The 24719-nt window shown below is 58.5% G+C and carries 25 protein-coding genes and 1 pseudogene; 16 read left to right on the top strand and 10 right to left on the bottom strand.

The window, feature by feature from the left end; genetic code table 11:
- Positions 1 to 188: 188 nt before the first annotated feature.
- On the bottom strand, positions 189 to 680 hold the full coding sequence (locus tag ACMX25_RS24445; RefSeq protein ID WP_414952627.1) for a hypothetical protein: 492 nt from the start codon (positions 678 to 680) through the stop codon (positions 189 to 191).
- Positions 681 to 758: 78 nt separating this feature from the next.
- Positions 759 to 1952, bottom strand: a complete 1194-nt coding sequence (locus ACMX25_RS24440) for a tyrosine-type recombinase/integrase (protein WP_414952626.1) — start codon at positions 1950 to 1952, stop codon at positions 759 to 761.
- A gap of 143 nt (positions 1953 to 2095) precedes the next feature.
- On the opposite strand from ACMX25_RS24440, the gene ACMX25_RS24435 reads away from it, so the two are divergent.
- Positions 2096 to 3142 (top strand): DNA-binding protein, encoded by a 1047-nt coding sequence (locus ACMX25_RS24435; RefSeq protein WP_414952625.1) that lies wholly within the window; start codon positions 2096 to 2098, stop codon positions 3140 to 3142.
- Here ACMX25_RS24435 and ACMX25_RS24430 read toward each other — a convergent pair.
- Entirely contained in the window at positions 3139 to 3357 is a 219-nt protein-coding gene (locus ACMX25_RS24430; protein WP_414952624.1) for a hypothetical protein, read from the bottom strand. The two genes, ACMX25_RS24435 and ACMX25_RS24430, sit on opposite strands and share 4 nt — an antisense overlap.
- Positions 3358 to 3381: 24 nt before the next feature.
- On the opposite strand from ACMX25_RS24430, the gene ACMX25_RS24425 reads away from it, so the two are divergent.
- From ACMX25_RS24425 to ACMX25_RS24400, 6 genes and pseudogenes are all read left to right on the top strand, one after another.
- On the top strand, positions 3382 to 3564 hold the full coding sequence (locus tag ACMX25_RS24425) for a hypothetical protein (RefSeq protein ID WP_414952623.1): 183 nt from the start codon (positions 3382 to 3384) through the stop codon (positions 3562 to 3564).
- The gene (locus ACMX25_RS24420; RefSeq protein WP_414952622.1) at positions 3561 to 3794 is read left to right on the top strand and encodes a phage integrase family protein; all 234 of its coding nucleotides are present in this window, start codon (positions 3561 to 3563) and stop codon (positions 3792 to 3794) included. Before ACMX25_RS24425 ends, ACMX25_RS24420 begins: the two co-directional genes overlap by 4 nt.
- Positions 3795 to 3808: 14 nt before the next feature.
- On the top strand, positions 3809 to 4096 hold the full coding sequence (locus tag ACMX25_RS24415; RefSeq protein WP_414952621.1) for a hypothetical protein: 288 nt from the start codon (positions 3809 to 3811) through the stop codon (positions 4094 to 4096).
- 186 nt (positions 4097 to 4282) lie between these two features.
- A pseudogene (locus ACMX25_RS24410) lies at positions 4283 to 4555 on the top strand (tyrosine-type recombinase/integrase); the annotation flags it as partial.
- 80 nt (positions 4556 to 4635) lie between these two features.
- Positions 4636 to 4947: a type II toxin-antitoxin system HigB family toxin gene (locus ACMX25_RS24405; RefSeq protein WP_414952620.1), complete on the top strand. Its 312-nt coding sequence runs from the start codon at positions 4636 to 4638 to the stop codon at positions 4945 to 4947.
- Position 4948: 1 nt separating this feature from the next.
- On the top strand, positions 4949 to 5362 hold the full coding sequence (locus ACMX25_RS24400; RefSeq protein WP_414952619.1) for a helix-turn-helix domain-containing protein: 414 nt from the start codon (positions 4949 to 4951) through the stop codon (positions 5360 to 5362).
- A gap of 767 nt (positions 5363 to 6129) precedes the next feature.
- Here ACMX25_RS24400 and ACMX25_RS24395 read toward each other — a convergent pair.
- Both ACMX25_RS24395 and ACMX25_RS24390 read right to left on the bottom strand, forming a co-directional pair.
- Positions 6130 to 6483: a helix-turn-helix transcriptional regulator gene (locus ACMX25_RS24395; RefSeq protein WP_414952670.1), complete on the bottom strand. Its 354-nt coding sequence runs from the start codon at positions 6481 to 6483 to the stop codon at positions 6130 to 6132.
- A gap of 156 nt (positions 6484 to 6639) precedes the next feature.
- Positions 6640 to 7650: a P-loop NTPase family protein gene (locus tag ACMX25_RS24390; RefSeq protein ID WP_414952618.1), complete on the bottom strand. Its 1011-nt coding sequence runs from the start codon at positions 7648 to 7650 to the stop codon at positions 6640 to 6642.
- A gap of 14 nt (positions 7651 to 7664) precedes the next feature.
- On the opposite strand from ACMX25_RS24390, the gene ACMX25_RS24385 reads away from it, so the two are divergent.
- Together ACMX25_RS24385 and ACMX25_RS24380 are read left to right on the top strand one after the other, a co-directional pair.
- Positions 7665 to 8234: a hypothetical protein gene (locus tag ACMX25_RS24385; RefSeq protein WP_414952617.1), complete on the top strand. Its 570-nt coding sequence runs from the start codon at positions 7665 to 7667 to the stop codon at positions 8232 to 8234.
- On the top strand, positions 8215 to 9090 hold the full coding sequence (locus ACMX25_RS24380) for a hypothetical protein (protein ID WP_414952616.1): 876 nt from the start codon (positions 8215 to 8217) through the stop codon (positions 9088 to 9090). The genes ACMX25_RS24385 and ACMX25_RS24380 overlap by 20 nt, the downstream gene beginning before the upstream one ends.
- Before the next feature lie 855 nt (positions 9091 to 9945).
- On the opposite strand, the gene ACMX25_RS24375 is transcribed toward ACMX25_RS24380, so the two are convergent.
- Positions 9946 to 11507 (bottom strand): IS3 family transposase gene (locus tag ACMX25_RS24375; protein ID WP_414952615.1). Its coding sequence is split into 2 segments (ribosomal slippage): positions 9946 to 11069 and positions 11069 to 11507, totalling 1563 coding nucleotides; the frame shifts between segments, so codons are not numbered across the junction.
- A gap of 335 nt (positions 11508 to 11842) precedes the next feature.
- Here ACMX25_RS24375 and ACMX25_RS24370 point away from each other — a divergent pair.
- From ACMX25_RS24370 to ACMX25_RS24360, 3 genes are all read left to right on the top strand, one after another.
- Complete coding sequence (locus tag ACMX25_RS24370) at positions 11843 to 12856, top strand: IS110 family RNA-guided transposase (RefSeq protein ID WP_414952614.1); 1014 nt, start codon at positions 11843 to 11845, stop codon at positions 12854 to 12856.
- Positions 12857 to 13980: 1124 nt separating this feature from the next.
- Positions 13981 to 14352 (top strand): DNA-binding protein, encoded by a 372-nt coding sequence (locus ACMX25_RS24365; protein ID WP_414952613.1) that lies wholly within the window; start codon positions 13981 to 13983, stop codon positions 14350 to 14352.
- Positions 14349 to 14876, top strand: a complete 528-nt coding sequence (locus ACMX25_RS24360; RefSeq protein WP_414952612.1) for an RES family NAD+ phosphorylase — start codon at positions 14349 to 14351, stop codon at positions 14874 to 14876. The genes ACMX25_RS24365 and ACMX25_RS24360 overlap by 4 nt, the downstream gene beginning before the upstream one ends.
- Before the next feature lie 368 nt (positions 14877 to 15244).
- On the opposite strand, the gene ACMX25_RS24355 is transcribed toward ACMX25_RS24360, so the two are convergent.
- Positions 15245 to 16582, bottom strand: a complete 1338-nt coding sequence (locus ACMX25_RS24355) for an MFS transporter (protein ID WP_414952611.1) — start codon at positions 16580 to 16582, stop codon at positions 15245 to 15247.
- 368 nt (positions 16583 to 16950) lie between these two features.
- Here ACMX25_RS24355 and ACMX25_RS24350 point away from each other — a divergent pair, with 368 nt between their 5' ends.
- The 4 genes from ACMX25_RS24350 to ACMX25_RS24335 all read left to right on the top strand — a co-directional run bounded on the left by ACMX25_RS24350 (position 16951) and on the right by ACMX25_RS24335 (position 21047).
- Positions 16951 to 18507: a class I adenylate-forming enzyme family protein gene (locus ACMX25_RS24350; RefSeq protein ID WP_414952610.1), complete on the top strand. Its 1557-nt coding sequence runs from the start codon at positions 16951 to 16953 to the stop codon at positions 18505 to 18507.
- A gap of 40 nt (positions 18508 to 18547) precedes the next feature.
- A complete protein-coding gene (locus tag ACMX25_RS24345) occupies positions 18548 to 19393 on the top strand; it encodes an enoyl-CoA hydratase/isomerase family protein (RefSeq protein ID WP_414952609.1) in 846 nt (281 codons plus the stop codon).
- Positions 19394 to 19481: 88 nt separating this feature from the next.
- A complete protein-coding gene (locus ACMX25_RS24340; RefSeq protein ID WP_414952608.1) occupies positions 19482 to 20612 on the top strand; it encodes a CaiB/BaiF CoA transferase family protein in 1131 nt (376 codons plus the stop codon).
- 162 nt (positions 20613 to 20774) lie between these two features.
- Positions 20775 to 21047 (top strand): DUF4148 domain-containing protein, encoded by a 273-nt coding sequence (locus tag ACMX25_RS24335; protein WP_414952607.1) that lies wholly within the window; start codon positions 20775 to 20777, stop codon positions 21045 to 21047.
- 39 nt (positions 21048 to 21086) lie between these two features.
- Here ACMX25_RS24335 and leuD read toward each other — a convergent pair whose 3' ends face one another.
- From leuD to ACMX25_RS24320, 3 genes are read right to left on the bottom strand one after another with little or no spacing between them, the layout of a single operon-like run.
- Positions 21087 to 21719, bottom strand: coding sequence for a 3-isopropylmalate dehydratase small subunit (leuD, locus tag ACMX25_RS24330; RefSeq protein ID WP_414952669.1), 633 nt, complete (start codon positions 21717 to 21719; stop codon positions 21087 to 21089).
- Positions 21719 to 23146, bottom strand: a complete 1428-nt coding sequence (gene leuC / locus ACMX25_RS24325) for a 3-isopropylmalate dehydratase large subunit (RefSeq protein ID WP_414952606.1) — start codon at positions 23144 to 23146, stop codon at positions 21719 to 21721. Before leuC ends, leuD begins: the two co-directional genes overlap by 1 nt.
- A 47-nt stretch (positions 23147 to 23193) precedes the next feature.
- Positions 23194 to 24582, bottom strand: coding sequence for an MFS transporter (locus ACMX25_RS24320; protein ID WP_414952668.1), 1389 nt, complete (start codon positions 24580 to 24582; stop codon positions 23194 to 23196).
- Positions 24583 to 24719: the final 137 nt, after the last annotated feature.

Raw genomic sequence — 24719 nt, 5'->3', positions numbered from 1 at the left:
CTTGAAAGCCGCCTTAGATGTCGCGTTGGACCGACGGGCCGCAGTGGGTCGGGAGCACGCATTCGCAGGCGGTGAAGCCTCCTCTCGCGTGCATGCCGTGCGCCGGCAAAAGCAATCTGCAACCGCCCCACCGACGTCATCATCTCAGTGGCGGCTCTGGCCGAACTCCCATCTCCTCGTGCGAGGCGCTAGATCTCGACGATTTTTCTCAGTAAAGCGTAGGAAACACGCCAGTGACCCTCGCTGTCATTGACGGCGATGGATGCAGTTTTAGAATTCAGCCTAACGATGATGCCGACGTGCTCGCTTAGGTGCTTGTCGGTGAAGCCGACTGTGTCGCCGATAAAGAACTCTTCACGCTGCGTTCTCGGTGGTGATGCCGGTTCGACGAGGTCCGGGCTAATCGCGGTGTCGGGAATGATCGCCGCGTAGGGCATGCCCCAACGGCGTCGAGTTGTGCTGTCTAGAACCACCGCCTGGGTCTGCCGGAGTTCAACGATCGTGCCTTGTGCGGGCGGCCCAAGCGGATCGTCGCCAATGTACTTGACGGCCATCCCCAGATGCAGGCGTTGACGTATTTCGAGAGTACGTCGGGGGTCATCAAGCAATTTTCCGATCGCAAGATAGAGGCGGTATAGCTCAGCACTGGGCGCCTGTCGAAGCGAATCTAGAATTTCCATGGTGTAGAGGTGTTTTAACGGGAGAGCGACAAGAGTTCGCGCACGCGATTGACGGGATACGACAGGATAGTCATCTTGCTACCAATTCAGTCTCAGTCCGGCCTCTGTTGCCCGATGTCGATCGTCGTCATCCGCATGCAGGTATTGACTGGTGGTCGAGATCGATTCATGTCCCAGGTTGTCCCGCACGTATCGCAGGTCAACCTGGCCGTCCATCATGTGTGAGCCCGCGGTGTGCCGCAGCCAATGGGCGGATGCCTGGCGCAACCGTTCTGCGGCGCGTTCGTGCGCTTCGCCCGTGGACTGCAAGTGCCCGATGGCATTGTCGAACACCTGCTTGATGATCAGATGCACACCACCGCGGGTCAGCGTCCGATGGGCGCCGCCGATAGGCAACAGCAGCGGGGTCGTTTCGCCGCTGTAGGGAAGGGCAGCGAGATCGTAGTGTCGGCGATACCGTGCGAGCTCTGTCATCAGTTCCGTCGTTGCCGGCAGCAAACGTTCCTTGTCGCCCTTGCCGGTAATCGCCAGCCACCAGCGGTCCTGGCCGTCGCGGTTCCGCCGCCTAAAAAAGCCGCCCATTGGGTTGCTCACGACTTCTGAGATGCGCAATCCCATCAGATACAAGAGCGAAATCAGCCAGCGCACGCGTGCGTAGTGCTCCTGCTCGCGGGCCGTGTCACGCGGCATCGCGTCGATCGAGGTCTTGACGGCCTGCCAGAGATCGTCCTCGAGAAAGCGCGTCACGCGGGGCTTGGCCTTGCGTGCCCGCTGGCGCGACAAAGACAGCGGATTGCCGGCCAGGTAACCCGCGTTCACCAGCCAGGCGAACAGCGTATTCAGAATCACAATCGCCTGGCGTTCGCTCGCGGGCGAGAGGGACCCCGCGAACGGCCGCCAGTGCGGATCCGCGCGGGCCACTTTGCGGCCGGTCATGACCCAGCGCGGTGCCGGCTGCGGGTTCGCCAGAAACTGCCGGTAGAACAGCAGGTCTTCGTGCGTGAGCGAAGAGAGCGGCTTGCGCAGTTCGGTGGTCGACCACAGTAGCAGGCGTTCGGACTCCTTGCGATAGGTGTCGAAGGTCGCCTTCGTGTCCACGAAGCGCGCGAGCCACGCCTTGATGGCATCGACGTCGTTTTGCGCCGTAATTTGGGACCGGGCGCCGAGCGCGCGATTCGTGCCGTGGCCACCGTCCAGGTCAGACGGTAGAGATAGCTGTTCGAGTGGCGCGAGTGCGCCGTCAGACACGCGGAGGGTCTCAGGAAGCGGCATGGTGGGTAGGACCCAGTCAATTCACATAATGAACCAGTTTACTCGACATTATCGTCATAATGTCTAAATTCAATCTTCTATTTCAAGATAATTAGCGTAGTACGTTATATTATCAACACATCAATTCTCCGGAAATGCTCGCCATGGAAGCTTCGCCCGTCCTGGAGCCCCAACTGCAGACGGAAATCGACCAGCTGCGCGTGCAGTTTCCGCGCACCCAGGAGCTGTATCGCGAGGTCTGTGTGCTGCTGTTTTTCCGGCACGGCATCACGCCCACCGCGAACCGGCTCTATCAACTGGTGAAGAAGGGCAGCATGAACGCGCCATCCGAGGCGCTGGCGCGCTTTTGGGCCACCCTGCGGGAAAAGAGCCGGGTGCGTATCGAGCATCCCGACCTGCCCGCGGAACTGCAGTTCGCGACCGGGGAACTGGCGGCCGCGCTCTGGACGCGGGCGGTCGGTATGGCGCAAGACCAACTTGCCGCCGCGCAGCTCGAGGCGCAACGCTCGGTCGTGGACGCGCAGGCACGGCAGACTCGGGCTGAGGCCGAACGGGACCAGTTACTTCAGGAACTGACGGGCAGTGCGGCCGCGCTGGACGGCGCGCAGACTCGCATCACTCAACTGGACCAAGCGCTGGCAATCTCCGTCGCCGCGGCGTCGACGCTGCAGGATCAGCTACGGCTCGCGCAGCAGGGCGAGCAGCACTTGCAGCAGGCACTGGAGACCGCCCGACGCGACTTCGGCTCGGACCTGAACAAGTTGCGTGCCGACAACGTGCTGGCGCAGGAGCGGCTCAAAGCCGCCGAGATCCGGGCGCTGCTGGAAATCGAGCGCGAGCGGCAGGCGGCCGCCCGCTTGCAGAAGGAACTGGATGCAGCGACCCGTAAAATGGAGCAGGGCAGTAGCCGGCATCGGGATGACGTGCAGAAGCTGCAGGGTCAACTCGGCGATCTGCGTCAGCAGGTCGGAGTGCTGGAGGGTAATCTGGATGCGCTGCGCACCGCGAACGCGCGTTATGTCAGTGAAGCGGCGCAGGCGCGTGAGCAGCGAGACCAACTGGCGCTGTCACCGACGCATGCCGATGCCAAGCGGCGGGCGCCGGCAGCGAAGCCCAGAGCGAAGCCGACAGCAGGCCCGCGCAAGAGCGGTGGCCCGGTGCGCCATTCACCGCGAACGAAAAAGCTTTAGTTCTTCTCACGCGTAATGTTCAGGCCCCACTTGGGCTTGTATTCAATGCGCTTGGCAAACAAACGGAAAAACGTGAAGTACTTTTTGTACGCGCTTATGCTCATGCGTACGGCGGTTGCTGCACCCGGTGGAGGCCGCGTGGTACTGAGGACTTTGTCGTGCTTGCTACCCGACGTTGGATGCAGTTGAGCCGACGTGGTGCGTGACCGGTTCATTGTTACCCGGCGGCGGACGACCTGGTGCAACTTGAGTTGCGTAACGGCTCGGCCGAGCTTGCGTCGAACCTGAAAGCGTCGATCAAGCAACGCCGTAGCGCGAAGCTGACGGCGGTGACTTTGCGGATGGTCGAGCAGGCTTCGACCCTGGCAGCGGCCACCCATCGCTTAATCATCAGGTCGGTCTGTGGTTCCGGCCGTTGGTGACCAAAAGACTGATCGGGAAGGGGATCGACACCCTGGGTGAACTAGTCGAATTCTGCAATTCTCACCGCGGCAGTTGGTGGCGCTCGATGCCGCACATCGGTCCGGGTCGCGCAGGCGTGATCGTCGCCTGGCTGCGCCCACACGAGAATGATCTGGGCAAGCGCATCTCGATGCGGACGTCGATACGCAACCGCTGGTGCCGGTCGTGGGTCTCGCCAACGTCGTCTTGATCGGCAGCTAAGGATTGGCGTCGCTGCTGGCGCCGTTTGAGCGGCTTGCGATTCCGACCGCGTTCTCGGGTGAACATGGTGACAACCGCGGCCGGGACTTTGCCTTCATTCGGGCGGAACACGATCTGGCGGCAGTGCACGCCAATTTGAGTCGCTATCGCGACCGGCCCCCGACCCTGTACGGCGCGACGAAGCCGCCCACGCCCGTCGCGAAAATCTTAGCGTGCCTGTCGATCGCGATGAAGTTCAAGGCGGCGCAGCGTTCCGCGTTCGGCAGCAAGATGATCGGCTCGCTGGAATGAGAGTCGGCGGAGAACGAAATGACCACGCCAAATGGTTAGTCTGGAATGGCAAGGGCAGCAAGGCGGCGGAGCGGATTAGTCACTGGACGCTCGGCTACTGGCGAGGGACGGGTGCGAATTTAGCATGTGTGCTGGAACCTGAACGCGATCTCCGGGTACCGGAGGAACAACGCGCACGCGTTGGCCATACAACCGTTCACCGTCCATGACTTGCGTCGCACCGGCTCGACGCTGTTGAACGAAATCGGCGTCAACCGCGACTGGATCGAGAAGTGCCTGGCGCACGAGGATGGACGTTCCTCGCGATCGGTCTACAACAAGGCCGAGTACGCCGAGCAGCGGCGCCACATGCTGCAAGAGTGGGCCAACTTGGTCGATGCCTGGGGCGGTGGCCAGACCTACGTGCCGAAGCTGATGCCGGAGAACGTGGTCGTGCCGACAATGACCGCGATGGTTTGAGCTGGCCGACTTAGCTTGATGGCAGAAGTTGACAAAAAGTCAACTTCTGCCTATTCTTTCATCTGTGAGCATGGAACGACATGCACGTCATATCCAGAAAGCCGTTCAGCGACGCAACAAAGGCCTATCCGAACGATGCCGAGGCGATCGATCGTACCTACCGGGTGCTTCGGTCCGACGATTTCGATACGCCGCAGGCACTGCGACAGGTTTTTCCGTCGCTGGACAACTTCAAGTACAAGGACAAGTGGTGGGTGTTGGACATTGGCGGCAACAATCTTCGGTTGCTTGCCTTCATCGAGTTCCGCGACAACCGGATGTATGTCAAGCACATCGCGACCCACGCCGAGTACGACAAGCTTTGCAAACGCTACCGGAAGGAGGGTGACTGAGATGGGATTTGCCGCCATCAAGGAACGAGCCCATGCCTTGTTCGACGAGGCGGGTTTCATTGGCCATATCGCCAATGAGGAGGACTACGCCCAGGCGCTGGCGTTGATGGATGAATTGGTCGAGGACTACGATGCCAACCGCCCGCTGATCGAGATCCTGGCCCGTTCCATCGAGAGCTGGGAAAACGACTCAGATGAGTTTGCGGCATTCAACGCACGCGTGGCGAAGTTGGGTGGCGTCGATGTGCTTCGCTTGCTGATGGAGCAGCATGGGCTGGGCGTGGCCGACCTACCGGAGATCGGTAGCAAGTCGCTGGTGTCGAAGATTCTCAATGGCCGGGGCCGCAACTTGACTCGCGACCACATCGCGGCATTGAGCAAGCGGTTCTCAGTCAGTCCTGCGCTTTTCTTTTGAGAGATGCGCTGGCCAAGGTGGTGTGTGACTCAATCTGAGTCGAGTTTTAACGCGCCGCTGTTTGTATTGCCGCAGATCAAGTCTAGATCGGTATGCGCCGGAATCGGTCTAGGAGACATCCGTACAAGTATCTCGGAATTCGACGAAGGCAAGCTGTTGATATCTAGTGCTTCACATTCAAGCGCCGTTTGCTGCAGGCGCCAAGCATCGCCAATTACTTCGGGAGCACTTCAATGGCAAGGCGAGAGATTCCGGCTATGAGAACTTGGCCGCGGAACCTTAGCACCTCGCAAGGCGGTGGCCTCTCAACGTCGCAATATGGTGGAATGTCGACCTCTCAATATGGCGGAGCGTCTACTTCGCAGTACGGTGGCCTGTCTACATCTCAGTACGGGGGGATGTCCACTTCGCAGTACGGAGGGCTTTCTATCCCAATATGGTGGACTGTCAACGTCACAATACGGAGGGCTATCAACCTCTCAATATGGTGGGCTTTCAACGTCACAGTACGGTGGGTTGTCTACGTCTGCGGGTGGTGGAATGTCTACGTCCTCTGTTCGAGTCTATAAGAGCAATATCCCGCCGTGGCCTTACTTTGTTCGCGAGCTAGAGGCCAGGGGTTATCAGGCGCAAGCAAACCTAATTCGTCGATATCTTCCCGAACCTCTCTGGCCCGAAAACTTTTTCAACTGACCGAACGCTGTTATGAGCGATCTGCTACGGCGGTTTTCTTGCCTGTGCAGGCAGGAAGATAAGGATGTCTGCTTTCAGTCCGATCCCTGGTTTGAAGTTGCTCGGACAGGGCGTTTTTTTCGTAAGTGGACATCCGGTTTAGAGCATGCAGCGCCGCGAGTCGCGTGCGCAGCCTGTTTGCGCGCCTCGATCCACACCTCCACGTCATCGAGATCCCAGACTACGCAGCGCCGCGTCAGGTTGAAACGCCGCGGAAACTCGCCGCAGCGCTCCAATTCGTAGATCGAGGTTTCGGCCAGGGGAACGATCTCCCGCAATTCGTGGCGGCGGATGGTGCGGCGGAAGGGAAGATCGTTGCGTTTCGGAAATTGCGGCAACGCTTCGTAGGCTTCCGTCCCTGGCAAAGCGAGGGGGAAATTGCCGTTGATACCGGTGTGGGATGGTTACGATATGGGCTCCACATTTGGCTCCATCAGGGCTTGGCTGTATGGAGATATGTTGAAGTTCGACACCTATCGGAACAACTCACTGCGGAGTAGATGGGCGAACTGGATCGGATTACCATCACAAACTTGCATCGAGGCCTACGTCGGAATAGAAAGCTCTTCAACATTTTTATCTCCGAAGAGACGAGCAGCCGTAGTCAAAGCCGTATCTGACATCGTCTGTGTGGCGAGAACGGCTAACCGCGTCATGGGACGGGAGATTGCGACGTAGAAGAGATTCCGGGCGCGGTAATAGCCTTTAGTGTTCTTGGCGTTTAGCGCTTTGGTTTCAAGAAGCTCAAGCAATTGCGGCCAGTTGTAGTGATTCCAGCCGCCACCAAGTACCACCAGAACGTTCTCGAACTCAGCACCCTTGACGCTATGCTGGGTGGCGAACGGTGTTTGTCCTTCGACAAACCTAGTCAGTTCTATAACTTCCGTATAGCGAACATTTCTGAGTTTGCTGTAACGCAGAAGAGCGGTGGCATCGTCGGGTATCGGTTCTCCATTGAGTGCGGCAAGCTCATCATCACGCCGTAAGAGGCGATCCGGCGGCGCTGGGCGTCTGGTTTCCTTCAAGTGATCGATAACTTGGCCGATCGTCCCATCAGTGCGAAGTTGTTGGACCTTGTCCATATTATTGCGCCAAGAAATCTTGTCGGCATGCTTCACGATGGCAGGGCCGGAGCCAAATGCCTTGAACATGTCGCCATAGCGAGATGCTGCATAGGCCTCGCACATGGGTTCTACCGTCTCGGCGAAAAACTTGATGGCAGGGTCTTCCTTCTTCGCGAATAGTTCAGAGCGGCCGCTGAATATCTCCGCGATGTTGGGATAGCCTTGCTCGGTGGCCAGCACATTGTGCGTAAGCATGAGCACCTTGGTTTTGCTCAAGTCCCAACCATCTCCCTTTAATCGCTCCGTCAAACTTTCGCGGATGCTGCGGGCTAGCTCCGGCGGCACATCCTCTTTGGAGCGTCTATCATTGGTTCGCTGACCTTTATAGGCGTTGGCATGAAAGAACCGGGCCTCCCCGGACGCGCTCGGATCACGGACGGCTTGGGGAAGCTCGGGACGCAGTTCGTTGAGGACATTGACGACGGCTGGCACCGAGGCGCGGCACGTTGTCGTCGCTGCAAATTCTGCTCAATCTTGTCTGTCAGGACGCTGCGAAGGGCAGGCATGGCGCGCCGGACATGTGGACGTTTGGGCGCAGGCTCGCCGCCGGCATTCTGTCGCGCCCGGATTTTCGTGCGGACGTCTACGCGAAGTTGGTGTCGGGCCTCTCACCGCATGCAAGGGCGATCGTGGAATATGCCGTGGCCGAGGTTCCCGATGAGGCGGGGGTCATGCTTCTCGTCGGAAGCCATGTCTCCGATGGGAGAGCATTTGATGGAGTGCTCGGGTCAGCAATTGAGCGCCTCGTCGTTGAGCAACGACCTTCATCAGATTGGGTCGGTGCCTACGAACAGATCAGCACACCGGCGCCGTCGCTTAGAAAGCGCCTATTCGCAGTAGCACGCGCCTCCGCCAGCAACGAGGCAAGGCTTGCGTCGGCATGCCTTGTTCACATCGACGAATTACGCGATCGGCATGGTGTGGCGTCTGGCGAGCCCCGTCACCCCGATATCGACTCCGGGGCACCATGGCCACTGCTGACGTTTGGAGGACCGCGTGGCGAAACCGACGTTTGACCTCTACGCGGGCGTGTCCGGGCTTGAGCTTGCGGAGGACTCCTTCGATCTCGGCGATGGGGTGGTTCTGAACCGAACCTATGCGCATCTCACGGCGCCGTTCGTCATGGCGTTCAAAAGCCAGCCGAGTATGATCAGCCTCATCCCGCCTTGGAAGTCGTTGGGCGGGGGATTTGCGTTCGACATCAACGCCGAGATCAAGATCCCGGCCACAGTTGACCCGTCTTATGGCACTCAGACGGATGTCGTCCGCATGATCGGCGTGCTGGGGAGCGTTGACATGCATCCGGCTCTGAGGCTGCCAGCCTTCGCAAACCACTCATTTTCAACAATGGCCGATCGGCCAGAGCGCGAGAGCTGGCTTCGGCCGAACGAGTTCCAGCCGCGCTACTTCCCCCTCGATGGTGGTTCAGAGGAAATAGGACCCGCCGAAGCCGCCTGGGTGGCCGAGCGCTGGCCGGTTGCGTTGAGGCTTACAAAGGAAAGCGCCGAATTTGCGCTCGCTGTTGAGGCGATCGACGGGGGCCAGTTCGTTCAGAAATCAGCACTCGCTCTGGTCTCTCTCTGGGCAGCCTTAGAAGCACTTTTCTCTCCCTCAACATCTGAACTGAAGTTTCGGGTCTCGGCCCTGATCGCCGCCTACCTTGAACCGCCGAGTCCGTCACGACATGCGCTGCAGCGTGCCGTCGCAAAGCTCTACGACAAGCGCTCGGCGGCAGCACATGGCAAGCCCAGGCACGAAACCGATGACCTATTAGAGACATTCAACCTGCTGGCGCGAATCCTGAGGAAGATCCTCGATGATCGGGCTGTGCCATCGAAAGAACATTTGGAGCGGACACTCTTTGGTGCTTGATCATCTCAACATGGCGAGAACGTGCAATCACTGGCTAGAAGCTGGTTCCGCATAAAAGCCGCCATTATCGATGACGGTATTGTCACCACCAATCGTCCCGAGATGCTCCATCTTCGAGATTGTTTGGGCAACGTTGGCACGGATTCTCCATTGCGGTCCGCAGAGAGGCGATAAGTACTGGCAGTATTCTTCGGTATCCTTGGCGGTATCGGCGCGAAACGAGGGGGTGAAACACCGCCCCACAAGGGTTCAGCCACACGATTGGCAATCGAGCGGGTATCGTCCTCCCCATTGATGATTCACGCATCGCTCGTTGTAACGGATGGGTTCTCAAGCATCAGTTAGAAGGAAGGGGACCTGTCAAGTGGGCAACCATTGACAGAGCTTGTTACGTCGACTCTACGGTATGACTTAAAAAAGCATCAAAAAATAATTTGATATCCTAAATTTTACATAAGCAAAGTTATCACCCTCGACAGACAGACAACAGACGGACAAATGCGCTTCCAATTGGATGACGATATCGATCTCGGACGATCTAGGTAGTACGCGTTGACATCAAATTAGGCGAATTTCGGTGCTAATACTAGGGATCGCTCATACACATTGGGTGGAAACGCTAACGTTTAACGCCGTTCTATCTGGTCCACAGTTCGAGCACAAAACCGCAAGGCAGTCGAAATCGATGGGTTGCAAATTTTGCAAGGTGGTTACTTTGAAGTCATCCTCAACATACGTAACATGAAACTCAGTCATGTCGACCGGTCTTCCGCACTTCGCACACGGTGCAATTGGGCCGCAACCGTCGACGCGCCTTATTGGTACCGGCGCGTGTCAAGGTACTTGTCGCCTCAGTCATGCAGCCAAAGGCTGTTTAAGTGTGGCGCGTGAGGCCATCGTGACGACTGACTCGCGCTCCGGATTGAGCGTGACGGCACCGATGGGCGTCCAGTCTCGCGTGCAGCCTGACCAGCGGGCCGGGTTACGTTCCCGCGCCTGGACATACACCTCGTGACGAGCGGCGAGGATCGCGTGATCGTCTCCGTCATGGCGCTGCGCCGGGCTGACGTAGCGGATGCTGCTGTGACGGTGGTCGAAGTTGTACCAATGCACGAAGTCGCTCGCCCAGTTGCGTGCAGCATTGAGCTCGGCGAAGCCCGTGGCGGGGAACTCCGGGCGGTACTTGGCCGTGCGGAACAGCGCCTCGGCATAGGCGTTGTCGTCACTGACGCGTGGGCGTGAGTACGATGGCTTCACGCCAAGCCAGTGGAGCATGGCCAGCACGGTCGTGGCCTTGAGCGTGGAGCCGTTGTCTCCATGCAGCACCGGCTTGTCCGCCAGAGTAGCGATGCCCTCGGCCAGCGCCGTGCGCCGCACCAGATGGGCAGCGTGACTGGCATCGTCGCGCTCGTGCACCTCCCATCCGACGATCTTGCGGCTGTACAGGTCCAGGATCAGGTACAGGTAAAACCATTGACCGACGACCTTGGCGGGCAAGTACGTCATATCCCAGCACCAGACTTCCCGTGGTGCGCAAGCGATGTGCGTGGTCGGCGGCCGGCCAGCCTTTGGCGCTTTGGCCCGGCCGCGGTGTGCGCTCTGCCCGTGCTCGCGCAGCACGCGGGCGAAGGTGGATTCGCTGGCGATGTAGACGCCCTCGTCGGCCAGCATTGGCACGATGCGCGCAGGAGGCATATCGGCGAAGCGCGCCTCGTTGGCCACGCGAAGCACTTCAGCACGCTCGACGGCGCTCAGCGCATGGGCGGGTTGCGGGCGTACCGAATTGGGCCTGCCATCGCCCGAGACGAGGCCCTCGCAGGCATTCCAGCGCTGCAGGGTGCGCACATCGATGCCGGCCGTCTCGCAGGCCAGACGCAGCCGTGCGCCGGCCTTGTGCGCGGTATGGATGTCATGGGCCAGGGACTGGCGATCTTCGAGGCCGATCATTCGTCCTCGCCCGTGCGGAAGATCGCCGCGACTTTTTTTGATAGCACCAGCAGGGCCGCCGTCTCAGCCAACGCACGGTCCTTGCGCAGCAGCTCACGCTCGAGTTCCTTGATGCGCCGCCGGTCCTGCTGGGTTTGCTGTGGGCTGGCACGCGCCTCTTCGGGCTTAGCCAATGCTTGCGTGGCGCTTTGCCGCCAGGTGGCCAGCTCCTGTGAATACACGCCGTTCTCGCGGCACCACGCGCTCTTGCCAGCCTCGTCCATCGCAGCGGTCGTCAGCACGGCGTCGAATCGGGCCGCCGCTGTCCAGGCCCGCTCGCGAGCGGGCCTGGACAGCGCATCACTGCGCCAGCGCTCCAGCGTCCCCACTCCCACGCCAACCTCACGTGCAACGTCTTCCAACGCCGCGCTCTCCGGCGGCAGCAACCGCGCAACCGCTCTGTCCTTGAATGCTTGTCCGTATTTTGCCAATTCGTTTTCTCATCATCGCCCCCGGTTCGTCGATTCTATCGGGGCGACAAGTATTCTGATAATCATCTAGCCGGCCTTCCCTTCGGCAAGCGCTGGGAACTACAGTGAAAGTACGATTCCTGAACTTATCGCCTGTTCCTTGACGAGCGTGGCCAGCCCATGTCGTCCGGCCGGTCGGGCGGCCGGACCCCGCTTTATGGCGGGGCAAGCGACGCATGGCTGGAAGCGCGGCAGAACGGAACTGCCCAACGTCGTCTGCAAGGGATTGAAAAGAATTCTGGCTAACGGGTGATGGTTTGTGAGGTGGTCAGCGGGGCATTTTGGGAGAAAGCATCATGTTATTTTGTGGCATTGACCTTCATTCGAACAACAGCGTCGTGGTCGTCACCGACGATGCCGACAAGGTGTTGTACTCCAGGCGACTCCCCAACAACCTGACGGAAATCTGCGATGCGCTCAGCCCGTATCTGAAGGATTTATTTGGCGTCGTCGTGGAATCGACATTCAACTGGTACTGGCTGGTCGACGGCCTGATCGAGGCGGGCCATTCGGTCCACCTCGCCAACACCGTAGCGATCAAGCAATACGATGGCCTCAAGTACCGCGGCGACGAATCCGACGCCCGCCACCTCGCGCACATCCTACGGCTCGGACTTCTGCCGGAAGGACACATCATGCCGCCGCCCCTGCGCGCAGTACGCGACCTGTCACGCAAACGGATGCAGTTGGTGCAGCAGCGCACCACCCAGCTCCTCTCAATAGGGACATGCCTGGCGCAGCAAACGGGTGGCCAGATCAGCGGCGACAGCATCAAACGGCTGACGGAGGCTGACATTGACAAGATGCCGATTGGCAGCACCGAAGCGATCGGCGTCAAGGCCAACCTGGCGGTCATGGATGCGCTGCAGACGCAAATCGACGGCATCGAGAAGGTGCTGATGGCGCACTGCCATAACAGTCCGGGATATAGGTTGCTCAACACCGTGCCCGGCATCGGCGCAACGCTGGCCACCGTCATCCTGCTGGAGACGGGCGATGTCGGACGCTTTGCCGACGTCGGGAACTATGCCTCCTATTGCCGCTGTGTCAGCAGTACCCACCTCTCGAACGGCAAGAAAAAAGGCGAAGGCAACACCAAGAACGGCAACCGCTATCTGGCGTGGGCGTACATCGAGGCAGCCAATTTCGCCATCCGATTTTGCGAGCCGGCGCGCAAGTTTTACCAGCGTAAGAAGGCCAAACGGAATGGAATCGTCGCGACCAAAGCGGTCGCGCACAAACTGGCGCGTGCCTGCTTTCTGATGCTAAAAACGGGAGAGGAATTCTCTGTGGAGCGCTGTTTTACTTAAGTTTGGCAACGGCCAGCGAGCCAGGCCCTGCGTTGGACTTTGAGCCACCTAGTCTGATTGGACGCCGCGCCGTCTGCCATCGTGTCATGTCTTAATGAAATGAGTCGTCCGGATTGCGAGCCACCTGTGTTTGGACCCGCCTCGCGGGAGCCACAAGTCTGCCCAACAATTGGACACAAGACGGTACCGAGATGCTTCTGGGACGGCGCAGCCGTCAGGGTGGAACAGGATTTCAACGCTTCCGCTTGATCCACATGGGTGACTGGTGCGATTCATGCAACCACACGAAGAGGCGAAGGGCACGAACATCATTTCATGTGGAGACCTGAGCGATGGCCGTATTAACTATCGCGGAGGATTGCGAGGATTTTATTTAACCCCTTGACTTGGGCCGGCTAATGGGTGACGCGGGGGGGTACGCCCTCACGGTCCATGACTGCTCGGCGAGAGCTGGCACGACATTCAATCGAACAGAAGGCCGACAGAGCGTCGCTGTCCTGGATGTGAATCGTCGGTATCACCGATGCGAAATCGACTCGCTCTAGTTGCCGTGCAATTTCAAAGAGCACTGCCGAAAATCTCACTCCGCATCCATCACATTCGAAAAAAAATACGTCGTCTTCCATGGCTTCCTCAAAAAATGTCGATCAGGAGTGAACAGAAGCTGATGTGTACGGCCACGTATGCCGGCTTTGCGCTCTTGTGGTGAAGGCTTAAACATTCCCGAGAGCTCACTTTTCACCATAGGACATTTTTAATGTAGGACGTAAAACTCCTACCTTCTCGGGGCAGGCATCTTGCGGAAGTAATTCACGAACCTAACTAGAAATTGCACAGCTTTGGTGAAAATGAAGCGAAAACTTGAAACAGGTTAGAACTTTACGTTCTCGGACTCCGAGCATGGCAGTGGCCTCGGAAAATATATTTATCACCCGTGACAATCGACATTAAATTAAAAATGTTGATAATTTGTATTATGTCAAATTATTACGTGAACGTGACCGTTGGACAACGAACACGTGATGACGCGGAAAAAAGGTTGCATGCCTCTAGACTTTGGCAATGGCGCTATGCGAAAACTGTGCGTATAATGTGCTCATACAGTTCGCTACTTGGAGTGATGCATGAGCGCCATCGCCTTTACCGACGTGCTCGAGTCCGCGCGCGAAGCGGGAACGTCCCGCCTATCCGCTGTCAACCTCGCCAACGTCATGGAATTGCAGCAACAAGACCTGGCAAACTTGGCAGGTGTTCATCGCAACACGCTCCGTACCCATCCTGAGTCGCCAAAGCTTCAGTCCACCTTGCGTGACCTAATGCGCGTACTGTCGGCTGCTGTGGCGGTACAGCCGGACTTCGAGCGAGCGCTGTTTCTGGTCAAGAACCAGCCCATTCCGACGTTTCGCCACAAAACTATCCTGCAACTGCTTCAGGACGGGCGGACCGAGGATGCGATTGACTATCTGGAGTCGATCAGTGCAGGATTTGTTGGATGATTCTGACGCACTTGCCGGCGGGCACCATGCTTTATCGCGCACATGCTCCCCGCTGGGCGAGTCGGCCGGCCAGTGGGGCGGGCGCCGCAGCCAAGGGCGGGCGCTTTAACCGAGAAGGTATCGAGGCACTGTATTTGTCGCTGGAAGAACTGACAGCGCTGCGCGAGTACCAGCAGACCTCCCCCTTCCTGCCACCCTGCACGGTCTGCTCTTACACCGTCGCGCTGCGTAATCTGGTCGACCTGCGGCAACTCTACCCCGGCCCAATCTGGGACGATCTCTGGCACGACTGGCGCGAGGATTGGCGGCACCTGAAATTCGATCTGCACATCGAACCCCCGACCTGGGTTCTCAGCGACATGGTTCGGGAGCAAGGCTTTACCGGTATCGTGTTTCCCAGTCAAACTCACGCGAGCGGGACCAACGTTGTCGTGTTTACCGACCGCCTCGGCGATGGCAATTCTATCGAGGTAAACGACCCGGATGGCCAACTTCCGAAAGATCAGGCAAGTTGGCGGCGTTGAAGACCTCTCTGACCTTACTCTACCGCGATAGACGGCACACTCCGTGATCAATGACAGCGAGGTCCCGGGGGCCGTCGTCACGATCCAGAGCAACTAGTTCGCGACAATAAAGTTGAGAACTGTCGCCCTTGCGGTAGAAGACTTGCGTCAATCTAAGTATTGCGGCGTCTTGCTTCAAAGTTGCGAAAGCGCGGTCTCAAACAAACCTAATATTTAGGATGACGAATAATTATGTCAAGTTGTCGTCCGAATGTGGCAGAGTGTCGTCGCCGGTCGCGATGGGAGCGTCTGCCATGTATTCCCGGCCCATTGTGATTTCCGGACTCACCTGCTCGTAATTTAACGCTTCAGTCGCTCTAAATTTGACATCATGAAGAGCGATGAATAGCCGCGGTAGCCAAATCCTTGCTTGCCCGATGCGACCAACCGAGCATCATCGAAAATCCCGCGATGAACACAAACATGATCGACACGTTTATAAACAACCTTTCAATTGGCAGATGCATCGCGAGCAATACGCCTCCGAGCATCGAACCCGCGACGGAGCCGAATTTGCCTATCCCTATTGCTGTCCCGACGCCCGCCGAACGCAGCGAAGTCGGATAGATGATGCCGGCGAGCGCATAAAGACCAAACTGAGTGCCGATCACACACACGCCGCTCATGAACACGGCCGCCATCAACAACGGTTGCGGCATGGGGTGCCCGAGCGACGCTGCGATCGGGCACCCTAGCGCGGCCAGCGCCACGATCGCCACCATGCCGTGACGGTCAACAAAACGGCTGAGGACGAGCGCGCCAATGGTCCCGCCTACCGGAAACATCATCGCAACAATAGCGGCCTGTCGAGGCGCAATCCCCGCAATACCGAAAATCAGCGGTAGCCAGTTCTGCAGGAAATGCAACGCCAGCGAGTTAAGAATGAAAACCACCCACAGCAGAGGCGTCACATAACGTAGCGGTCCGCTGAAAAGAGCGCGTGGTCCGGCGCGTCCCACAGGTTCATCGTCCAGGACGAACGTAGTGATCTGCGACACGTCGAGATTCGGGTCCATTCGATGCACGAGTCGCTTGATCAGAACAGGATCTCGCTGATTGAGCACTAGAAATCGAATCGATTCAGGCAACGCGAAGATCGATGCCAGCGCGACCAGCACCGCCGCCGCTCCGCCGAACCAGAAAATAACGCTCCACCCGAAATGCGGCAATAACCACGATAAAACCGCGCCCCCTCCTCCCGCTCCTACCGAAAACCCCGAGAACATCAATGTCACCCAGGTGGCGCGGCGCTGCTTCGGTGCGTATTCGGCCACCAGCGCGACCGTGTTGGGTACAACGCCGCCCATCCCGATGCCGGCAAGAAACCGTAAGGCGACAAGTTGATCGATCGATTGGGTCCACGCACACACTATGGTTAGTATCCCAAACCATATGGAACCATAGATTATGGTCCGCTTCCGGCCGAACCGGTCACCGGCGAATCCCAACGCCAGCGAGCCGATCAGCACGCCGGACAAGCCCGCACCAAACACCTGCGCGAAGCTGCCTGCCTTGACGTGCCAAACCTGGGCGATGGCGGGCGCCGCAAACGCAATCGCGATCTGGTCATAGCCGTCCAGCAGTACGATCAGGAAACACCATGCGAGTAACGCAATCGAAAAACGACCGAGTTTTTGTTCCTCCACGAGTTGAGAAACATTTAACATGAACTCACCAGCCAAAGCGGATGTGCGTGGATTAGCGGCATTTCGTCTCCTGAATATTTTGTGAGTATTTTATTAGGTCACGCCAGACTTGGCGGGGCGCGAAGTGCCAGCAAGAATGCTATTCGAGTGTAGCGGACGTAATCCGCACACTGAATCACCAAATTTTTATCAAGTCATCGAACAAGTCGATAAATGGGCACGGCGGACAGCCGGTGAGCGCTACGTCGTCCCCGCTCCCCGGCGCAACTCAACTATTCGGTGATTGCTAATGGATTAATGCGAATAATTTGATTCACGTTATATACAGCCGGATATAACATTCCGATCTGCCTTGACGAACTACACGCCAATACTGAAGGAGACGAAAGATGATTAATCTGCGAGTCGGTGATCTTGTTGCTCGCAACGCGAAGATCTCGCCCGATGCCGTAGCCCTTATTGAAGACGACCAAGTGCTCACCTGGAGCGAGCTTGATCGAAGCACCAATCGAATGGCTAATGGACTGGCAGCCATTGGACTTGCCAAGAACGACCGTATTGCTACCGTTATCCGCAACGGCGCATCGGCGGTTCAGATGATATTTTCCATCGCCAAGGTGGGCATGCTGGCTGTGCCAATCAACTACGGATTGACGACCGGTGAGATCGGGGTCCTGTTCGACGACTCAAAGCCGAACGCCATCATCATTGATGCGGAATTCGTCGACAACCTGGCGAGTATTCTGAAGCGCCCCGGCGTTACGGTCATTGTCCGGGGTGAGGCGGCCGTGCCGGAAGGATGGCTGAGTTATCGGAGTATTGAGGAACGCGGCAACGAGAATACGGTACCCGTTCATATTGATCCCGACGAAATCCGCACGATCCGCTATACGAGCGGCACGACTGCCGCACCCAAAGGATGTCTTGGGACCCATCGGCAAATCCTCTCCAGTATTGACAATTTTTTCTCGCAGATCCCGGTGCCGAAAACCGGACCGTTCCTACAGATGTTGCCGCTCTTTTCAGGCGCCGGGATCTGGATGGCTATCGCTGCGGCTTACCACGGCGTCGGCAACGTACTGACGCGCGAGTTCGACGCGCAGGATGCGCTGCACAAGATCGAGGCCCACGGTGTCACTCACACTTGCGGCGTGCCGACCATGATGAGCCGCCTGGCCGATGAACTGAGAATAGGGACCTATGACATCGGCTCGTTGCAACTGTTTGGTTATACCGGCTCAAAAATGCCGCCGGGCACCATCCAGCGCGCGCTTGACCTCTTCCCTTGCGGCTTTTACCAGGGCTTCGGCGGAGGCGAGATGGGCGGCCTCGTGTCTTACCTGATGCCGGAGCATCATCGCGAGGCACTCCTGCAGGAAGATCCCGCGCGGTTGCTGGCGTCGGTCGGTCGCCCCGCGAAGTATGCGGAAATCTGTATTCGCAATCTGCAGGATGGCACGCCGCTGCCGGCCAACGAACCCGGCGAGATCACGGTGCGCTCGCCCAGCAATTTTTCTGGTTACCTGAACCGTGCGGAAGAAACCGCAAAAACGCTGCGAGGCGAATGGGTCTACACCGGCGACATTGGTTATCTCGACGACAACGGTTTTCTCTTTGCAATAGATCGAGCCAAGGACATGGTCGTGACGGGCGGCATGAACGTTTCGTCAGCGGAAGTCGAAGCCGTGCTGTCAGAGCATCCGTACGTCAAGGCCGTAGCCGTGATTGGCTTGCCCAGTGACGAATGGGGCGAGACCGTCACTGCCATGGTCATACTGCATGAAGGGAGGACTATATCGAAGAGCGAATTAATCGGCTTTGCGCGGAAGCAGCTTGCCGGCTACAAGTCTCCTAAAGCCATCCATTTCGTCACCACTTTTCCGATGAACAGTGTCGGCAAGATTCTCAAACGCGAACTCCGCGATCAGTTTGCGGCGGTCCGCTAAGCAAAGTAGTTTTTCTTACACTACCCTGAAGGAGACACACATGGATTGGACATTGAACCGGGCCGCGGGGCCGCGCGGATATCTGGTGGAAAGCGACGAATTCAAGACGATCGAAGTAACGATGCCGGTGGAAGGCGTCGCGAAGCTCGCGCTGAACCGCCCGGATAAACTCAACGCATCCAACTCCGCGATGATCGGTGAAATCCGCGCTGCGATGTGGCGGCTGAACTACGACGAGAGCGTACGTGTCATCGTGATTACCGGCTCGGGCCGTGGTTTCAGCGCGGGCCGCGACGTCAAGGAACTGCAAGGCGAACGCGGCATGCCGCTGCCGCACTATCGCGCTTATGTTCGCGCCAACCACGACATGCTCGACGATCTCGAGGCTATCGAGAAGCCTGTCATCGCGGCAATCAATGGTGTCTGCGCAGGCGGCGGGATTGAACTGGCCACATCGTGCGATTTCCGCTTCGCGTCCAATCGCGCGACCTTCTTGCTGCCGGAAATTTTTATCGGTGTGATCCCCGCTTCCGGCGCGTGCTCGCGCATGATCCAGATGATCGGAATCGAAAACGTCAAGGATCTGGTGATGACCGGCCGCACCATTGACGCCGATGAAATTCGCAGCATGGGTTTCGTGCGCTCAGTCGTCGAGCACGAAGAACTCGAAGCAAAAACGTTCGAATTCGCGCGGCTGCTGATGCGCGGCGCGCCGCTCGCGGTAGGTATCGCCAAGCATGTGACCAATACCTGCCAGAACGTCGATACCGAAACTGGACGGCTATTCGAGCGCCTCGCGCAGTCCTCGCTGGTGGGATCGAGTGACTCCACCGAAGGCATCCGTTCCTTCCTCGACAAACGTCCGCCCAAGTTCACGGGCCGCTAAGCGCCGCTTGCAATCCGTGCACCGTCGGTCTACGCAAAACCACGCTGACCGGCGGTGAGTTTTCTCCAATCTCACCAGAGGGTTCGGTTTGAAACTATCAGGCATCCGCGTACTGGATTTTTCCCGGTTTATGGCCGGCCCGCTGATTTCGGCCATCATGTCCGACCACGGTGCCGAGGTGACGAAGATCGAAGCGCCGGAGGGCGACCCTACGCGCGGCGGCCGCCGCAGCCGCGCATCGCAAAACGCGGGGGACTCTTTTTCAGTGTTCAACCGCGGCAAGCGTAGCGTCATGCTCGACCTGAAGCAGGCGCACGGCCGGGAGATGGCGAAACAATTGATTCGTGACGCGGACGTTTTGATCGAATCATTCAGCCCCGGTGTCGCCGAGCGGCTCGGTATCGGCCAGGCTATCGCGCGAGAGATCAATCCGCGGCTTGTGTATTGCTCGGTCACTGCATTTGGTCAGGACGGTTCATTGCGCAACATGGCGGCCCACGATCCCGCCGTGCAAGCGCTGGCGGGTATCCTGCCCCGAGATGACGCCCATAGGCCAGTCATTCCGCCAGTCTCGGTGGCGTCCTGGTGCAGTGCCCACAGTGCCCTCGCCGGCATTCTGATGGCATTGCTCTCGGCGCGGACAACGGGTCTTGGCGACTATCTGGATGTGTCGATGCACGATGTCGCGCTAAACGCGCGTCCGGGGGCCTTGTTCGGCGCCCTCGCGCAAGAACATCAGGAGTCCACGCTAGCACTTGGCCAAGCGATGCTTGAACCTTATGAGACCGCTGACGGGGAATGGCTCTGCCTGGGCGCTGGCGAACCACGTTTTGCCAGGGCCTTGCTTGAAGGGCTCGGGCACCCGGACTTGATAAGCGTGGCGCTGGGCAAGCCGGGAGCCGCACAAGATCCCCTGCGCAAGTTGCTGGCAGAGACGTTCAAGCTCAAACCGCTGGCAGCGTGGATCGAATGGCTGGAAGCACGATCCATTGGTGTTGCGCCTGTTATTGATTACGCACAGGCCCTGCGGCATCCGCACGTGCGCGAACGAGGCATGTTGCTCGCCGACAGCAACGGCGACCTGCACCTGAATACGCCGATCCGTTTCTTGCGCGAACCCGGCAAACCCGATCTTCGGACTCCGGCGCCAGGAGAACACACCATAACCGTACTCGCCGAAACCGAAGCACGGCTCGCGCATAAAGAAGCTGGCGTTTAAAGCCCGTCGAGCGCTTTACGGCTGGGTCAAAGTGTAATTTTCCGCAACTATTTAGTTTTTAAAAAAACCAATTGGTAGTTATACTAATAAAATACTGAATCGCAAAAGATGCCAGCTAACAAAAAAATTCTCCACTACTACCACCGCTCGCAGGAACATGAAATGACCCGGTTATTTTTTACGTCGGCAGTGCTCGCCCTCGCAATCGTATTCCCTGCTTTGGCCGTCGCTCAAGACAACGGCACACCCACTCGCGCAGCAGTGAAGGCGGACTTTATCCAGTTCAAGCAGGCAGGATTCGATCCAACCGCGAACGACCAGGTTGATTACCCCGAAAGTCTGCAACGGGCGCAACAGAAATTGACCGCGCAAAGGCAAACTGAGTGCACGTCTTACGGTGCGTCAACAAGCGGTACATCAACATCCGGCGACTAAAGCGCGTGTCGGCATCACGCCCGGAACCACGCCAAAGCTTCACAACCACGGCCTCTCGTTCAGCCGCCGCTCCTCGAACGCCTTGATCTCCGATGCCAGCAACAAGGTGTCATCCACGTCGTCCGTGCCGTCAAGAAGGCGCGCCTTGACCGAGGCCGCAATATCGAAATGCAGGGTCGTGCCATCTGGCGTAGTGACAGTCTGAGCCGGCAGGTCGACCTTCAGTGCGTAACCTGGAACAGCACTGACTTGTGCCAGTAACGTTTCTATATCCTGCGCATTCAAGACAATGGGGAGCATCTTGTTCTTGCAGCAGTTGTTATAGAAAATATCGGCGAAACTTTCGGCGATCAGCACGCGAAAACCGTATTGAAACAGCGCCCACGGCGCATGCTCGCGTGAACTACCACAACCAAAGTTGCGTCGTGTCAGCAGCACCGACGCGCCGGCATAACGAGGTTGATTCATCACAAAACCCGCTGCTATGACACGCTCGCTCGTCGGTTTGCCGTAATAGCCAACATCCTCATGGCGCCATTCGTCGAAGACATAAGGACCGAATCCCAGGCGTGCGATGGACTTCATGTATTGCTTGGGCATGATCGCGTCGGTGTCCACATTATCGCGATCCAGCGGCACCGCCAAACCTGTGTGGCTGGAAAAAGCTTCGATCATTGCAGCGTCCCGTTCACGGCGAAAGTACGGATATCGGTGAAATGCCCGCGCAACGCAGCGGCGGCTGCCATCGCGGGGCTGACGAGATGCGAGCGGCCGCCGGCGCCCTGGCGCCCTTCGAAGTTGCGGTTGGACGTCGACGCAACCCGTTCTCCCGGCTCAAGGCGGTCGGCGTTCATCGCGAGACACATCGAACAACCGGGGTCACGCCATTCGAAGCCGGCAGCCATGAAGACGCCGTGCAATCCTTCTGCTTCCGCCTCACGCTTGACCGCGCCTGAACCCGGGACCGCGAGCGCCAGTTTGATGGTGGAAGCAACACGGCCACCGAGCGTGCGTAACACGCTCGCCGCAGCCCTCAGGTCTTCAATCCGGCCATTCGTGCATGAACCGATAAACACTTTATCCAGCGCGATGCTTTCGATCGGGACGCCTGCCGACAGACCCATGTACTCGAGTGCTCGCGCACAGGACGCGCGCCGCCCAGGCTCGCTGACAAGAGCAGGATCGGGCACCACGCCGGTGATATCCACAACCATGTCTGGCGATGTGCCCCACGTGACCTGCGGCGACAACTCAGACGCATTCATCACCACATCGGCATCGAATCGAGCATCCGGGTCCGACTGCAACGCCCTCCATTCCAGCGCCGCGCGATCCCAGTCGCTGCCTTGAGGCGCATAGAACCGTTCACGGCAGTACTGCAGAGTGGTCGCGTCGACGGCGATCAGCCCGGCCACGGCGCCCGCTTCTATCGACATATTGCAGAGTGTCATGCGCCCTTCCATTGACAAGTCGCGCACTGCCGCTCCGGCGTACTCGATCGCATGGCCCGTCGCGCCGGCCGTGCCGATACGACCGATCACCGCGAGCGCGAGATCTTTCGCGCTGCAGCCTGCCGGTAGACGACCCTCGATTGTCACGCGCAGATTCTTGCTGCGCCGGACCAGCAGCGTTTGTGTACTGAGGACGTGCTCGATCTCCGAGGTCCCTATTCCAAACGCGAGTGCCCCAAGCGCGCCATGGGTGCTGGTATGCGAATCACCACACACGATCGTCATGCCTGGCAAGGTGATGCCCAATTCAGGACCAACGACATGGACGATGCCCTGTCGTTCGTTATCCATACCAAGATGCACGATCTCATTTGCCGCGCAGTTCGCGCGCAGTGCATCGACCTGGATCCGCGAGATTTCGTCGGTGATACCTTCGTCGCGGCGGGTGGTTGGCACGTTGTGATCGGCGACCGCGAAGTTCCCTCGCGGACGCCACACCTTGCGCCGTTCAAGTCGCAATGACTCGAATGCCTGGGGGCTCGTCACCTCGTTGATCAGATGCCGGTCGATGTAAAGCAGGCACATGCCGTCCGCCTGCGCGCGGATCGTGTGGGCCTCGAAGATCTTGTCGTAGAGGGTACGGCCCATCAACTTCCCTTCTGGGTCAATTAGAAAAAGCCATTACCGACAGGCGCTCACGACGGCTTGACTGAGTGCTCGACACGCTCGGACGAAGCGGCACCCGCGGCGTGATCAGCGCCGAACCGGGCGCGATACAACGTTGCCAGCACGGCCGAAAAAACCGCGACGATGACGAACGGAACCGCTGCTGCGTAGAACAGGTCCGATACCGGCAGATGCATGGAGAGCAGCATTCCCCCGATGACCGGCCCCGACACCGACCCGATCTTGCCGATCGAAATCGCGCTGCCGACACCCGCTGAACGAAACGACGTGGGATAAATCATCCCGGCCACCGCATAGAGTCCGTACTGCGCACCGACCACGCAGAAGCCCGTGAAAAACACGGCGATAGTGAGCCATGTCTCCGACATCCCCGTGCCCAGCAGCGCGACAATCGGGCAACCGATGGCGGGCAGCGCGATCACGGCCAACACGCCGTGGCGATCGACATGGCGGCAAAGGATCAGACCGCCGATCACGCCGCCGACCGAAAACATCGCCGTAATCAAGCTGGCATGCTGGGCGCCCACACCGACACCCTCCATCAGGATTGGCAACCAGTTCTGGAGAAAATAAAGCGCCATTGAATTGGCGATAAACACAATCCACAGCAGCGGCGTGATGGCGCGCAAGCCGTCCGAGAAGATCAGCTTCAACACGAAACGCTTTTTGACTTGCGCTACTTCATCGGCGATGAAAAGCGCGTCGCCCGGGATGCTCAGCTCCGGGCGCAGACGGGCAACGAGCCGCGCCACGACCTCCGGACTGCGCTTCTTGACCACCAGCAATTTTGCGGACTCCGGCAGCACGAACATCAACAATGTGCCAACAAGCAGCGAGCCGACGCCACCAACCACGAACATGACCGGCCATCCGAAGCGCCCGATCAACGCCGACGACACCAGCCCGCCCGATCCAGCCCCGATCGAAAACCCCGAGAACATCAGCGTGACCCACGTCGCGCGCAACCGCTTGGGCGCGTATTCCGCCACCAGCGCCACCGAATTCGGGATCACGCCGCCCATCCCGAGTCCCGCGAGAAAACGCAGCAGCATCAACTGGTCGAGCGAGTTGCTCCATACCGAGGCCACCGTCAGCGCACCGAAAAACAGCGTGCCAATCACAATGGCCTTCTTGCGCCCAAGACGATCGCCGAGGTATCCAAACAGGAACGAGCCGATGAGCGTACCGAACAGGCCGGCGCCGAACACGGACCCGAATCCGCCGCGGCTGACATGCCATTCCTTGATGAGCGAGGGCGCGGCGAATGAAACGGCGGTCTGGTCGTAGCCGTCCATCAGCATGACGAGAAAGCACCAGAACAACAGGCCCACGGCAAACCGGCCGATCTTCTGTTCTTCCACCAGATTCGCGATATTGAAAGTTCGATCTGCTTGCATGTCTTCCATGAACCTCATTGTCAAATGCACCTCGGCTGCCCCGGCACACGCTCGTTTCTCTTGTACGGGACTCGACCATCGGGCCGAGGTGAATATAAAGCGCCTTGCGTTACGACAAAATCAAAAATTTGTGATCA

Origin of the sequence: Caballeronia eucalypticola (genome assembly GCF_047608185.1) — a bacterium.
Classification (GTDB): Bacteria; Pseudomonadota; Gammaproteobacteria; order Burkholderiales; family Burkholderiaceae; genus Caballeronia.
Note: the sequence above shows the minus strand (reverse complement) of the source record. Positions and strands in the feature narration are given on the sequence as shown.